Source organism: Mycolicibacter kumamotonensis, assembly GCF_002086285.1.
Lineage (GTDB): Bacteria > Actinomycetota > Actinomycetes > Mycobacteriales > Mycobacteriaceae > Mycobacterium > Mycobacterium kumamotonense.
This window is the reverse complement of record NZ_MVHU01000009.1, coordinates 92,433-106,246: the sequence shown is the minus strand read 5'-3', so window position 1 is coordinate 106,246 and position 13,814 is coordinate 92,433. Positions and strand designations below refer to the sequence as shown.

Annotated in this window: 14 protein-coding genes; 11 read left to right on the top strand and 3 right to left on the bottom strand. The window is 68.9% G+C overall.

Annotated features, from left to right (window positions below; translation table 11 throughout):
* Positions 1 to 3: 3 nt before the first annotated feature.
* Positions 4 to 873 (top strand): class I SAM-dependent methyltransferase, encoded by an 870-nt coding sequence (locus tag BST28_RS08635; protein ID WP_083080671.1) that lies wholly within the window; start codon positions 4 to 6, stop codon positions 871 to 873.
* A gap of 118 nt (positions 874 to 991) precedes the next feature.
* Here the strand turns inward: BST28_RS08635 and BST28_RS08630 are convergent, their stop codons facing one another.
* Positions 992 to 2,107, bottom strand: a complete 1,116-nt coding sequence (locus BST28_RS08630) for a citrate synthase 2 (RefSeq protein WP_019737422.1) — start codon at positions 2,105 to 2,107, stop codon at positions 992 to 994.
* Positions 2,108 to 2,192: 85 nt separating this feature from the next.
* Here BST28_RS08630 and pdxH point away from each other — a divergent pair, with 85 nt between their 5' ends.
* The 8 genes from pdxH (at position 2,193) to arfC (ending at position 8,073) form a co-directional block, all read left to right on the top strand.
* Entirely contained in the window at positions 2,193 to 2,852 is a 660-nt protein-coding gene (gene pdxH / locus BST28_RS08625; RefSeq protein ID WP_272937534.1) for a pyridoxamine 5'-phosphate oxidase, read from the top strand.
* Positions 2,853 to 2,868: 16 nt separating this feature from the next.
* Positions 2,869 to 4,140, top strand: coding sequence for an MFS transporter (locus BST28_RS08620; RefSeq protein ID WP_065286859.1), 1,272 nt, complete (start codon positions 2,869 to 2,871; stop codon positions 4,138 to 4,140).
* 108 nt (positions 4,141 to 4,248) lie between these two features.
* Positions 4,249 to 5,544: a citrate synthase gene (locus BST28_RS08615; RefSeq protein ID WP_019738807.1), complete on the top strand. Its 1,296-nt coding sequence runs from the start codon at positions 4,249 to 4,251 to the stop codon at positions 5,542 to 5,544.
* Between the two features lie 5 nt (positions 5,545 to 5,549).
* Positions 5,550 to 5,918, top strand: a complete 369-nt coding sequence (locus BST28_RS08610; RefSeq protein WP_083080670.1) for an FKBP-type peptidyl-prolyl cis-trans isomerase — start codon at positions 5,550 to 5,552, stop codon at positions 5,916 to 5,918.
* Complete coding sequence (gene arfA / locus BST28_RS08605) at positions 5,919 to 6,398, top strand: channel-forming protein ArfA/OmpATb (RefSeq protein WP_019734906.1); 480 nt, start codon at positions 5,919 to 5,921, stop codon at positions 6,396 to 6,398. It begins immediately after the preceding gene.
* 88 nt (positions 6,399 to 6,486) lie between these two features.
* Entirely contained in the window at positions 6,487 to 7,563 is a 1,077-nt protein-coding gene (gene arfA, locus BST28_RS08600) for a channel-forming protein ArfA/OmpATb (RefSeq protein WP_065286861.1), read from the top strand.
* A 10-nt stretch (positions 7,564 to 7,573) separates the two neighbouring features.
* Positions 7,574 to 7,726: a channel accessory protein ArfB gene (gene arfB, locus BST28_RS24025; RefSeq protein ID WP_019734904.1), complete on the top strand. Its 153-nt coding sequence runs from the start codon at positions 7,574 to 7,576 to the stop codon at positions 7,724 to 7,726.
* On the top strand, positions 7,726 to 8,073 hold the full coding sequence (gene arfC, locus BST28_RS08595; protein WP_019734903.1) for a channel accessory protein ArfC, sunset domain variant: 348 nt from the start codon (positions 7,726 to 7,728) through the stop codon (positions 8,071 to 8,073). Before arfB ends, arfC begins: the two co-directional genes overlap by 1 nt.
* Positions 8,074 to 8,085: 12 nt before the next feature.
* Here the strand turns inward: arfC and BST28_RS08590 are convergent, their stop codons facing one another.
* Both BST28_RS08590 and prrA read right to left on the bottom strand, forming a co-directional pair.
* Positions 8,086 to 9,420, bottom strand: a complete 1,335-nt coding sequence (locus BST28_RS08590) for a sensor histidine kinase (RefSeq protein WP_065286983.1) — start codon at positions 9,418 to 9,420, stop codon at positions 8,086 to 8,088.
* 17 nt (positions 9,421 to 9,437) lie between these two features.
* Entirely contained in the window at positions 9,438 to 10,148 is a 711-nt protein-coding gene (gene prrA / locus BST28_RS08585) for a two-component system response regulator PrrA (protein WP_019738851.1), read from the bottom strand.
* A 147-nt stretch (positions 10,149 to 10,295) separates the two neighbouring features.
* Here prrA and BST28_RS08580 point away from each other — a divergent pair, with 147 nt between their 5' ends.
* On the top strand, positions 10,296 to 11,993 hold the full coding sequence (locus tag BST28_RS08580; protein ID WP_234808239.1) for an ABC transporter ATP-binding protein: 1,698 nt from the start codon (positions 10,296 to 10,298) through the stop codon (positions 11,991 to 11,993).
* On the top strand, positions 11,990 to 13,750 hold the full coding sequence (locus tag BST28_RS08575) for an ABC transporter ATP-binding protein (protein WP_234808232.1): 1,761 nt from the start codon (positions 11,990 to 11,992) through the stop codon (positions 13,748 to 13,750). Before BST28_RS08580 ends, BST28_RS08575 begins: the two co-directional genes overlap by 4 nt.
* The last annotated feature ends 64 nt before the right edge of the window (positions 13,751 to 13,814 follow it).

Sequence of the window (13,814 nt, the reverse complement as noted above, 5' to 3'; positions counted from 1 at the left end):
AGTCTGACCGCGCAGACGTGCGCGCTCGAGCGGGCTGCCGAATCTCTCCAACCGCCTCATCGCAGTTTGCTCGACGACCCCGACTCGGCGGTGTTGGCCGGCGGATACGCTCCGCTGTTGGCCAGGCCGGTCATCGCCAGGACATGGCTGCGTGCTCTCGACAGCTATCTGCCGGGGTTGCATGTCTACATCGTCCTTCGTGTCCGGTACACGGATGATGTGCTCCAACAGGCTATTTCGGCGGGTATCGATCAGATCGTGCTACTGGGAGCCGGGTTTGACACCACCAGTCTGCGCGTCCCTGGCACCGGTTCCGGTCCGGCGATTTTCGAGGTCGACGCCCCGACCACCCAGCTGGAAAAGCAGCGGTTACTGGAGCGCGCCAATCGCACAGTTGGGCCGGGGGTCCACTGGGTTCCGTGCGATTTCGAGTCTGATCGTCTGGCGGAGCGTCTTGATCAGGTCGGATTCGACTCGACAAGGCCATGCGTCACCGTCTGGATCGGTGTGTCCGTGTACCTCACCCGGATGGCGATTGGCCAGACTTTGGCGGATCTGGCCGACATCTGCGCGCCCGGAAGTCTACTGGTGACTGACTTCGGCGAACCCGAGACGATCACGGGAAAGCATCATCTCGCCGGCGCTCGCCGTACCGCCCGACTGGTACGCCGTCGTGGCGAGCCGTGGCTTACCGCCATGTCCATTGCCGAGCTGACCTATGCCCTAAACGGTGCCGGTTTCGTCGTGCGTGACCAAGCGCGAGTCACCGACCTGGCCAGGCGGTATGCCCCAAACGGACGGCCGTGGTGCTCTACAGATGACTGGCTGGGGGTGTTGACGGCCGAGCGGGCGCAGTCGGACGGTGGCTGTTAGGCATTGGCCAGCTGGTCCCAGCCCGCCACCGATCCGCCTTGCGGCGAGCGTGTACTCAGATCGAAAAATCGCGCCTCAATTCGCGCTGATTACACGTTCGGCGTGACGGCCGACCGGTTCAGCCCTTGGCGACCTTGTCCCAGCCGGCGACCGAATCCGCGCTGCGCGGCCCGGGCCCGACGTAGATCGCCGAGGGACGCACCAGCTTGCCCAGCCGCTTCTGCTCCATGATGTGGGCGCACCAGCCCGCGGTGCGCCCACAGGTGAACATCGCCGGCATCATCGGCGGGGGCACCTCGGCGAAGTCGAGGATCACCGCCGCCCAGAACTCGACGTTGGTCTCGATGGCCCGGTCCGGCCGGCGCTCCCGCAGTTCGGTCAGCGCCGCCTGCTCCAGCGCCGCAGCTACCTCGAAGCGCGGCGCGTCCAGCCGCTTGGCGGTGGCGCGCAGCACCCGCGCGCGCGGGTCCTCGGCGCGGTACACCCGATGTCCGAAGCCCATCAACTTCTCGCCGCGGTCCAGGATGCCCTTGACCACCGCGCGGGCGTCGCCGGAATCCTCGGCCTCGGCGATCATCGGGATCACCCGGGCCGGGGCGCCACCGTGCAGCGGGCCGCTCATCGCGCCGATCGCGCCGGACAGCGCCGCGCCGACGTCGGCGCCGGTGGAGGCGATCACCCGGGCGGTGAACGTCGAGGCGTTCATGCCGTGCTCGGCCGCCGACACCCAGTAGGCGTCGATCGCCTCGACGTGGCGGGGGTCGGGTTCGCCGCGCCAGCGGGTCATGAACCGCTCGGTGATGGTGGCGCAGCCGTCGATCTCCGACTGCGGCACCGCGGTCTGCGAGCCGCGAGCCGACTGCGCGACGTAGGACAGCACCATCACCGCCGCACGTGCCAACTGGTCCCGGGCGGTGGCGTCGTCGGTGTCCAGCAGCGGCTTGAAGCCCCACTGTGGTGCCAGCATCGCCACCGCGGCCTGGGCGTCGACCCGCACGTCACCGGTGCGCACCGACAGTTCCATGGCCTCGGCCGGGGCCAGCGGGCGATTGAAGTCGCCGTCGACCAGCAGGGCCCACACATCGCCGAAGCTGACCCGGGAGGCCAGATCCTCGATGTCGACGCCGCGGTAGCGCAGCGCGCCGCCGTCCTTGTCAGGTTCGGCGATCTCGGTGGTGAAGGCCACCGTGCCCTCCAGGCCGGCGACGAAGTTATCCGGGACTGCAGCAGTCATGCATCCGATTCTTCCACTCGGGTCCGCGACGGCGGCTACCGGCCGGTAACACCGACCGGGATGCGCCGGGGCGTAGCGTTATGCGGTGCACAGGACGGGCCCCGACAACGAGCACCTGGCGGCGATGCGAGTGGAATACCGGGAGAAGGACAACAGCGGCGACCTCGACGTGGACTGGCTCGAGGACGGCTGGGAGGTTCTGCTGCGCAACTGGATCGGTGACGCCGAACGCGCCGGGATCCCCGAACCCAACGCCATGGTGGTGGCCACGGTCGAAAACGGCATGCCGTTCAGCCGTTCGGTGTTGTGCAAGAACCTCGACGAGAACGGTGTCACCTTCTTCACCGACGACGGTTCGGCCAAGGCCGCGCAGCTGGCCGCGACACCGTACGCTTCGGCGACCTTTCCCTGGTATCAGCTGGGCCGGCAGGTGCACATCCGTGGCCGGGTCACCAAGACCGACGCCGCCATCCCCGCCGAATACTGGGCGCACCGGCCCCGGGCATCGCAGCTGGGCTTCTGGGCGTCGCAGCAGTCCCGGCCGATCGCGTCGCGGGCGGCGCTGCTGGACCAGCTGGCCGCGGTGACCGACCAGTTCGCCGGCCTCAAGCAGATTCCGGTCCCGCCCACCTGGGTCGGGTACGTGATCGCGCCCGAGGTGGTGGAGTTCTGGCAAGGCCGGGAAGGCCGTTTGCACAACAGGATTCGGGTCACCGGCGGACGCATCGAGCGTCTGCAGCCCTGAGCCCGGATCGGCCGGCGTGAGACTGTTCGCCGACACCACCCCGTTGCGCAGCCCGGACTTCCGGCGGCTGTGGCTGGCCGGGATTCCCACCGTCATCGGCGCGAACCTGACGATCTTCGCGGTCCCGGTGCAGATCTACGCGCTGACCGGCAGTTCGGCCTACGTCGGGCTGGCCGGTCTGTTCGCGCTGGTGCCGCTGGTGGTGTTCGGACTGCTGGGCGGGGCCTGGGCCGATGCGATGGACCGCCGGAAACTGCTGATCTTCGCCTCCTGCGGGCTGGGGCTGGCGTCGCTGTTGCTGTGGGTGCAGGCGGTGCTCGGCGGCGGGGTATGGCTGGTGCTGGGCCTGCTGTCGGTGCAGCAGGCGTTCTACGCCATCAACTCGCCCACCCGGTCCGCGGCGATTCCGCGGCTGGTGGCCGGCGGCGACCTGCCCGCCGCCAATTCGCTGAACATGACCGTGATGCAGTTCGGGGCGATCGTCGGGCCGCTGCTGGCCGGGTTGCTGCTCGGCTGGGTGGACCTGTCCACGCTGTACCTGATCGATGCGCTGACGTGTCTCTTCCCCATCTGGGCCACGTTCCGGCTGGCCCCGATGCCGCCCGCAGGCTCGCCCGACAGCTCCCGCTTCGGGGTGGCGGCGGTGCTGGACGGATTCCGCTTTCTGGCCGGCAACACCGTGGTGCTGATGTCGTTCGTGGTGGATGTGATCGCGATGGTGCTGGGTCTGCCCCGGGCGTTGTTTCCGCAGATCGCCGCCGCGGACTTCGGCGGGCCGGTCGAGGGTGGCACCACCATGGCGCTGTTGGCCGCGGCGATGGCGGTCGGGGCGGTGGCAGGCGGGGTGTTTTCGGGCTGGCTGCCGCGGATCACCCGCCAGGGGCTGGCGATCGTCGTCTCGATCGCGGTCTGGGGCGCGGCGATGGCCGGTTTCGGGCTGGCGGTGGGGCGCGCGGACGGCCACACCGGGCGGGTGTTGTGGGTGGCGCTGGCGTTTCTGGCGGTCGGCGGCGCCGCCGACATGGTGTCGGCGGCGTTCCGGTCGACGATCCTGCAGCAGGTCGCCTCCGATGAGATGCGGGGCCGATTGCAGGGGGTGTTCACGGTGATCGTCGCCGGTGGTCCCCGGCTCGCCGACGCCGTGCACGGGGCGGCCGGCGCGGTGGTGGGCACGGCTGCCGCGGCGGCCGGGGGCGGGGTGCTGGTGATCGTCGGAGTGCTGCTCGCCGCGCTCGTGGCGCCGGCCTTCATCGGCTACCGTCGGCCGGGACCGGGGGAGGCGCGGTGAACGTGCCGCGATACCCGGCCCCGGGCGGGCGCGCCGGCCCTCAACCGACTACCTTTTCCTATACACACCCAATCGACTCGTTAGCCGAATAGCGCAAAGGGGTTCCTTGTGGCCGCAACCGACGAAACCGCCACCCTGAAGTACCCGGGCGGCGAGCTGGAGCTGCCGATCGTCCACGCCACCGAGGGGTCCGACGCTCTGGCCATCGGTTCGCTGCTCGCCAAGACCGGCTACACCACCTTCGACAACGGCTACGCCAACACCTCGCCCGTCAAGAGCGCCATCACCTACATCGACGGCGATGCCGGCATCCTGCGCTACCGCGGCTACCCGATCGAGCAGCTCGCCGAGAAGTCCACCTTCATCGAGGTCAGCTACCTGCTGATCTACGGCGAACTGCCCACCGCCGAGCAGCTGGCGACGTTCACCGGCAAGATCCAGCGGCACACGATGCTGCACGAGGACCTCAAGCGGTTCTTCGACGGCTTCCCGCGCAACGCCCACCCGATGCCGGTGCTGTCCAGCGTGGTCAACGCCCTCTCCGCCTACTACCAGGACTCGCTGGACCCGTCCGACAACGAGCAGGTCGAGGTCTCGACCATTCGGCTGCTGGGCAAACTGCCCACCATCGCCGCCTACGCCTTCAAGAAGTCCGAGGGGCAGCCGTTCCTGTACCCGGACAACTCGCTGAGCCTGGTGGAGAACTTCCTGCGGATGACCTTCGGCCTGCCGGCCGAGCCCTACGAGGTCGACCCCGAGGTGGTCCGGGCGCTCGACATGCTGTTCATCCTGCACGCCGACCACGAGCAGAACTGCTCGACGTCGACGGTGCGGCTGGTGGGCTCGTCGCGGGCCAACCTGTTCACCTCGATCTCCGGTGGCATCAACGCGTTGTGGGGCCCGCTGCACGGCGGCGCCAACCAGGCGGTGCTGGAGATGCTGGAGAAGATCCGCGACGAGCACGGCAACGTCGGTGATTTCGTCCGCAAGGTCAAGGACCGCGAAGACGGTGTCAAGCTGATGGGCTTCGGCCACCGGGTCTACAAGAACTACGACCCGCGGGCGCGCATCGTCAAGGAGCAGGCCGACAAGATCCTCGGCAAGCTCGGCGGCGACGACGAACTGCTCAACATCGCCAAGGACCTCGAAGAGGCCGCGCTGACCGACGACTACTTCATCGAGCGCAAGCTCTACCCCAACGTCGATTTCTACACCGGCCTGATCTACCGGGCGATCGGTTTCCCGGCCCGGATGTTCACCGTGCTGTTCGCGCTGGGCCGGCTGCCCGGCTGGATCGCACACTGGCGCGAGATGCACGACGAGGGCGACTCCAAGATCGGCCGCCCGCGGCAGCTCTACACCGGCTACACCGAACGCGACTACGTCACCATCGGCGGGCGGTAACCGCCATGACGAACTCGGCCAAGCCCCAGATCACGGTCCCGAGCGGCCCGCCCCCGACCGAACTGGTCATCGAGGACATCGTGGTCGGAGACGGCGCTCAGGCCGCCCCCGGCGCCCTGGTCAACGTGCACTACCTGGGTGTCGACTACGACACCGGTACGGAGTTCGACAGCTCGTGGAACCGCGGGGAGTCGTTGGAGTTTCCGCTCGACGGGCTCATCGCGGGCTGGCAGGACGGCATCCCGGGAATGAAGGTGGGCGGCCGGCGCCAATTGGTGATCCCGCCCGAGCTGGCTTACGGACCGGCCGGCGCCGGACACCAACTGGCCGGCAAGACCCTGGTCTTTGTGATCGATCTGCTCGGCACCCGCTGAGTGCGCGCCTGGTTGATCGCGGCAGCGCTGGTTGCGGTGCTGCTCGGCGCGATCGGCTGTGGGCTGCGGGAAGGTTCGCCCGACGGCACTGATCCCGGTGCCGCTGCGCCGGTCTCGGTGATCCGCCGCGGCACCGAGATCACCGTGACCGGGGATGTGGCGGACCCGGCGGCCAAGCGGGCGCTGTTGGACGCGGTGATCACCTCGAGCGAGGATGTCACCGTCGTCGACCGGCTCGGTCTGGCGCCCGGCGCCACCACACCGGACTTCACCATGTCGGCTCCGGTTTTCGAAGCGGCGGCGGTGATCGGCGATTACGAAGTGAGCATCGCCGGCGACACCGTGACGCTGGCCGGCACCGCCACGCGGGCGTCAGAGGCGGCTGCTGTCGCAGACGCCGCGCGGGGCGCCTGGCCGCGGGCCGACATCGTCGACAAGTTTGTGATCGCCGCGCCGTCGCCGGGCCAGAGCGCGAAATAGGCTGAATACCTCCGGTAGCTGATCGCAAGCCCCTACACTCGCGGTGTCGTGGACACCGAGGTGCTTTGTCGATCTTCTAGGAGGATCCATGCCGGGCCCCGAAACATCTACCTTGACGGCATGGCGAAAGGTATCCCGCTTTTACCGTCGACCTCCCGGTGTCGGCTGGTTCCTCGCCCTGACGGCAATTCCCTTGCTATTGGCCATGATCGGCCTCGGAATGGCGGACCGCTCGAAACTCGAGACGAATGCACCCAGCGTCGCCGCGCCGTCGACTGTGGCGCCCAGCGTGAGTCCGCAGCGGTTTTTGTTCGCCCCGTTGTCGATTCTGCGCAACGGCAATGTCATCACCCTCAACGGTGAACTGCCCGACATCGCCACGCGGACATGGCTGCTCGACATGCTCACGGGCGTGTACGGCAGCGATGTGGAACTCGTCGACAACCTCATCATTAAGCAGGGCGTCGCCGTGCCCGATTCCGCCGCCCTGGCATCGGTGTTCAAAGCCGCAGTGACCATGCCGGACTTCAAATTCAAAATCAATGGTGATGCCGTCACGCTGATCGGTACCGCCACGTCCGGTGCGGTCAAATCAGCCGTCGGGGCGGCCGCGAAAGCGGCCTGGCCAAACCTGAAGCTGGCCAACAACATTGTGGTCCTGCCCGATGCGGTCGAGGCGCCGAGCGCACCTGCCGCCCCGAGTAGGCCCGAAGTCCCGCCACCGCCGACGCCGAGTCCGTTGTCGCCCAGCGCTTCTCCGGCTCCTGCGCCGGCCCGCACCCCCACGGCGAGCCCGGCCGGCGACTGCGGCAACCTGCAAGCCGACATCACCGCCCTGATGAGCACCCCGATCACGTTCGTGACCAACGGTCAGGCCCTGTCGCCGGGCAGCCGACAGCAACTGAGCCGGGTCGCGGAGAAGCTGAAGGGCTGCCGCGGCCTGCAGGTGACGGTCAGCGGCTACACCGACAACACCGGCAACGACGGTATCAACGTGCCGCTGAGCACCAGCCGGGCCAAGGCGGTCGCCGATTTCTTGGTGGCGCAGGGCGTGCCCGCCGACCGGGTCACCGCCAAGGGGTTCGGATCGGCCGACCCGGTCGCCAGCAACGCGACACCGGACGGCCGCGCCCAAAACCGCCGGGTCGTGATCACCGTTAGCTAAGGAGAGTCCGATGAATTTCGTCATTCACTGGCTGTGGTACCTGCTGGCGTTCGTGGCGGGTTCGGCGATCGCCTGGCTACTCACGGTCGTCTCGATCCGTCGCATCAGCCGAGAAGATGCCATCGCGGCCCTACCCGGCTCACGGGAGATAGGAACCGACTGATGCATGGCGTCAATGGCTGGTTGATGGGCTTGTCTTTTGTGCTGGGCCTGCTGCTGACATTCGCGTTCAGCATCCGGTGGGTCACCCGCGAGGTTCCGGTGTCGACAGAGGCCGAGACCACCGTGATCCCGGTCGGCGGTGCACCCTACGGCGAAGGTTCAGCGCGGCCGGGTGAGGACGGCAGCGGTCCGGCGGGCTGGACGATCAAGGGCAATGAGGACTCGATGCTCTACCACGGCCCGGAGAGCCCCTCCTACGGGCAGACGATCGCCGAGGTGTGGTTCGCCGACGAGCAGACGGCCGAGGCGGCTGGCTTCACCCGCTGGGATGCTGGCGGCACGAAGTAGGCGATCACCGGGTCAGCGCGGCGGCGGTAGCCGCAGCATCAGCCGTACCCCGCCCATCGGGCTGTCCTCCAGCGACGCCGTGCCGCCGTGCAGTCCGGCCTGCTGTGCCACCAGGGCCAGCCCTAGGCCGGAGCCTGAATGCGAGGCCGTCGACCCGCGGGAGAATCTCTCGAACACCATCCGGCGCTCCTCTTCGGGAACCCCGGCGCCGTTGTCGTCGATGGCGATCTCGACGCCCGCGCGGGAGGTGACCGCCGACAGCTGCACCTGGGTTGCGCCGCCGTGCTTGACCGCGTTGGCGATCGCGTTGTCCACCGCCAGCCGCAGCCCGGCCGGCAGCCCGACGATGATGCACGTCGGCGACGGCACCAGCGAGACGTTCAGGTCGGGGAAGACCCGCATCGCGTCGTGGGCGGCCCGGTCGAGCAGCTCGGTGATGTCGACGGGAACCTGGTCGTCGGCCGTCGACAGTTCGCCCTGGGCCAGCCGCTCCAGCGCGGACAGCGTGGCCTCGATCCGGGTCTGGGTGCGGACCACGTCGTTGAGGACTTCCTTGCGCTGATCGTCGGGCAGATCCAGGGTGGTCAGCACCTCCAGATTGGTTCGCATCGCGGTCAGCGGGGTGCGCAGCTCGTGCGAGGACACCGCGGCGAAGTCGCGTGCGGAGGCCAGCGCCTCCTTGGTGCGGTCCTGCTCGGTCCAGATCCGCTGCAGCATGCCGCGCATCGCCTCGGCGATCTCCACGGCCTCGCTGGCGCCGCGCACCTCGATCTCCGGGCGCTCGTCGCCGGCGTCGATCGACCGGGCCTGCTGGGCCAGCCGGCGCAGCGGCCGCACCGCGAACGCGGCCAGCAGCCAGCCCAGCACCGCGGCGGCGCCGATCGCGAACGTGCACAGCAACAGCACCCGCCGGTGCAGGTTGTTGGTGTCGGCCACGGTGGCGTCGTAGGTGGCGCCGACCGCCAGCGACCGCGGCCCGGGACCCGGGATGTCGACGGTCCGCACCCGGTAGAGCACCCCGTCGATCTCGGTGTCGGCGTAGCCCGGCTCCAGCTGCGGCAGCACCACCGCGGAGTTCGACGTCACCTCACCCGCCCGGCGCAGGGTGATCACCGCGTCGGTGGCAGCGGCCGATCGGGGCAGCTCACCCAGGCCGATCAGCGGCACCGTCAGACCGGCCGCCTCGTCAAGCCTGCGGTCCAGCCAGTACTTGCGGTCGTTGGTGATCCCGACCCACACGATGGCCCCGATGATGACCGTCACGATCGCGGTGCCGATGGCGGTCGCCAGCACCACCCGGGTCCGCAGCGACGGCGTGCGGGCGAAGAGGCGCCGCAGCGCGTTCATGACGTTCATGGTGGTCCTCACTGCGTGCGCAGAACGAAGCCGACTCCGCGTACGGTGTGCAGCAGCCGGGGCGCGCCGCCGGCTTCCAGCTTGCGTCGCAGGTAGCCGATGAACACGTCGACGACGTTGGTGTCCGCGGCGAAGTCGTAGCCCCAGACCAGCTCGAGGAGTTGGGCGCGCGACAACACCGCAGTCTTGTGTTCGGCGAGCACCGCCAACAGATCGAACTCCCGTTTGGTCAGGTCCACGTCGACGCCCTTGACCCGGGCCCGGCGGCCCGGGATGTCGACCTCCAGCGGGCCGACGGTGATGGTCTCCGACGACGAGCTGGCCGACGACCCGCGCCGCCGCAGCATCGCCCGCACCCGGGCCACCAGCTCGGCGAGCACGAACGGCTTGACCAGGTAGTCGTCGGCGCCGGCCTCCAGCCCGGCGACCCGGTCGTCGACCGAACTGCGAGCGGACAGCACGCAGACCGGCACGTCATCGCCCATCGCCCGCAGCGCCGTCACCACGCTGACGCCGTCGAGCACCGGCATGTTGATGTCGAGCACGATGGCATCCGGGCGGGTCTCCTTGGCGCTGCGCAACGCCTCGGCGCCGTCGGCCGCCGTGGCCACCTCGAAACCGGACAGGCGCAGTCCACGTTCCAGGGAGGCGAGCACATCGGAGTCGTCGTCGACTACCAGTACCCGAGGGGAGGCAGCGGCGTTGGCGGGGTTGTTCATGGCCGCCATTTTGCCTGAATGTCGCGGCTAAGCGCGGGATGCGCCGCGGGGCGGTGACTTGGTTCTAGGGTCGATGGGGTGAATCCGGCCTCCGCGCTGCGCAGTTTGCTGCCGTACCTGCGGCCCTACCGGGCGAGGTGGATCAGCATGATCACGGTGGCCATCGTCAGCCTCGGCGCTACGGTGGCGATCCCGCTGATGACCAAGGCCGTCATCGACGGGCCGGTGGCGCATGGGGACCAGCGCGGACTGTGGGTGCTGGGGACGGCGGCCGCCGCACTCGGGGTCGGCGAGGCGGTGCTGTGGCTGGTGCGGCGCTGGTTGGTCGCGCACGCCACCATGGGCGTGGAAGCCGACCTCCGCAAAGAGCTGTACGCCCGGCTGCAGGTGCTGCCGATGACGTTTCACGGCCGCTGGCAGTCCGGGCAGCTGCTGTCGCGGATCATGAACGATCTGGCGACCATCCGCCGGTTCCTGTCGTTCGTGGTGGTGTTCCTGCTGCTCAACACGTTGCAGATCGTGGTGGTGACCACCATTTTGCTGCTGCTGTACTGGCCGCTGGGCGTGGTGGCGGCCGTGTCGATGGTGCCGGTGACGCTGGTGGTGCAGCACTTCCGGCGGCAGTACACCCGGCTGTCCCGCCGGGCGCAGGACCAGGCCGGCCAGGTGGCCACCGTTGTGGAGGAGTCCGCGCTGGGCCTGCGCACCATCAAGGCGTTCGGCCGTGAGGATTACGTCATCGCCGACTTCGACGCGCAGGCCAAGACCCTGCGCGACCTGGGCATCGACAAGGTGGTGGTGTCCTCAAGGTTCTGGACGCTGCTGGAGGTGATTCCCAACCTCACGTTGATCGTGGTGCTGGCCATCGGTGCGTACGCGGCCGGGCACCACCAGGTCACCATGGGCACCCTGGTCGCGTTCATCACCTTGATGCTGTCGCTGGTCTGGCCGGTGTCGTCGCTGGGCTTCCTGCTCTCAGCTACCCAGGAGGCGATGACGGCCGCCGACCGGATCACCGAGATCTTCGATGCGCCCGTCGAGATCACCGACGGAGACGACCCGGTGCCGCCGTCGGGGCGACTGGAGCTGCGCGGCGTCGGATTCCGCTTCAACGACACGTGGGTGCTGCGCGGAGTCGACCTCACCGTCGAACCCGGCGAGACCGTCGCCGTGGTGGGCGCTACCGGATCGGGCAAGTCGGTGCTGGTGATGCTGCTGTCGCGGCTCTACGACGCATCCGAGGGCCAGATCCTCATCGGCGGGCGTGACATCCGCTCGCTGACGCTGGCGGCGCTGCGCTCGGCGGTGATCACCGCCTTCGACGACCCGACGTTGTTCTCCATGTCGGTGGCCGAGAATCTGCGGCTGGGCCGCCCGGATGCCAGCGACGCGGAGCTGGCCCGTGCCCTCGCGACCGCGTCGGCGGATTTCGTCTACGACCTGCCGGACGGGCTCGACACCCGCATCGGCGAGCAGGGGATGAGCCTTTCGGGCGGGCAGCGTCAACGGCTGTCGCTGGCTCGGGCCCTGGTTGCCGCACCGACGATTGTGGTGCTCGACGACACTCTGTCGGCGCTGGACGTGCACACCGAATCCGCCGTGACCGATGCGCTGCGCCGGGTATTGCGGGACGGCCCGGAGCCGATCACCGGCATCGTAGTGGCCAACCGGGCGTCCACCGTGGCGCTGGCCGACCGGGTGGCGTTGCTGGAGGAGGGGGCGATCACCGCGGTCGGTACCCACGCCGAACTGCTGGCCGCGGTGCCGCGCTACCGCTACCTGCTGGCCGCCGACGACGAGATCGACGACGGCGCCGAACACCTCGTCGACTGGGCCCGGCGGTGACGGCCGATACCGGTCGGGCCGCCGCCCGCGCCCTGCTGTGGTCGCTGCTGCGCCCCTACCGCGTCGCGGTCGTGCTGCTGGCGTTGATCGTCGTGGTGGAAAACGCCGCCCGCCTTGCTGTTCCGGTGCTGGCGCAGCGCGGTATCGACCGCGGAATCCCACCGATCGCCGCCGACGGCTCGACCGGGGTGTTGACGGTGATCGTGGTCGCGCTGGGGGCCGTCGTGCTCACCCAGGCCGGCAGTCGGCTGCTGTTCCTGCAGTGGTCGGGACGGATCGGTCAGCGGGTGCTGCTGGAGCTGCGCCAGCGGGTGTTCCGTCACTTCCAGCGCCTCGACATCGGCTTCCACGACCGCTACACCTCGGGCCGGGTGGTCAGCCGGCTGACCAACGACATCGACGCGATCCAAGAGATGCTGACGAGCGGGTTCGACAGTCTGGTCAGCGCCGCACTGACGCTGGCGGGCACGGCGGTGCTGCTGGTCGTGCTCGACTGGCGGCTGGGCCTGATGTGCCTGGCCGCCTTCCCGCCGCTGGTGGCGCTGCTGCGCTGGTTCCGGGCCGAGTCGTCGAAGACCTACACCGCGGTCCGGGAACACGCCGCGCGGGTGATCGTGCAGTTCGTCGAGACCATGACCGGGATCAAGGCGGTGCAGGCCTACCGCCGGGAAGCACGCAACCAGCAGATCTTCGCCGACGTCGCCGACCGCTACCGCGCCGTCAACGAAAAAGCGTTCAAACTGGTCGCCGTCTTCAGCCCGGGGGTCAAACTGGTCGGCAACCTGACCACCGGGGTGGTGTTGCTCTACGGCGGCTGGCGCGTTCTGCACGGGCACATGACGATCGGGACGTTCACCGCGTTCCTGCTCTACCTGCGGATGTTCTTCGAACCGATGCAGGAGATCACCCAGTTCCTCAACACCTTCCAGTCAGCGACCTCGGCGCTGCAGAAGCTGGCGGGAGTACTCGCCGAGACGCCCGCGGTGACCGACCCGGCGACCCCGGCCGCCCCCGGTGAGGTTCGCGGTGAGATCACGCTGCGCGACGTGTGTTTCGGGTATCGGGCCGATGCGCCGGTGCTCAACGGGCTGTCGCTGCGCATCCCGGCCGGTCAGACCGTGGCGCTGGTCGGCAGCACCGGCGCCGGTAAGACGACCATCGCCAAGCTGATTGCCCGCTTCTACGACCCGGGGTCGGGATCGGTGACGTTCGACGGCATCGACCTGCGTGACTTCACCCAGGCAGAGCTGCGCCGGCACGTGGTGATGGTCACCCAGGAGAACTTCCTGTTCTCCGGGACGCTGGCCGACAACATCCGCTTCGGCCGTCCCGGGGCGACCGACGCCGAAGTGGCCGCCGCCGTGGCGAGCGTGGGCGCCGAGACGTTCATCGCCGGCCTGCCCGACGGTTATCACACCGACGTGGCCAAGCGCGGTGGCAGGCTCTCGGCGGGACAGCGTCAGCTGGTCGCCTTCGCCCGCGCGTTCCTCGCCGACCCGGCGGTGCTGATCCTCGACGAGGCGACATCCGCGTTGGACATCCCGGGCGAGCGGATGGTGCAGCGGGCGCTGCGCAGCGTGCTGGCGCACCGGACCGCCCTGGTGATCGCCCACCGGCTCTCGACGGTCGAGATCGCCGACCGGGTGCTGGTCATCGAGGGCGGAGCCGTTGTCGAAGACGGGCCGCCGGCCGAGTTGATCCGCGCCGAGGGACACTACGCCGCCCTGCACGAGGCTTGGCAGCGGTCGCTGGCTTGAGCGGCCCTGCCGGGTGCCCGATGAGCAGTTAAGCGCAGCGAAATTCGAATTGAACGACAGGCGA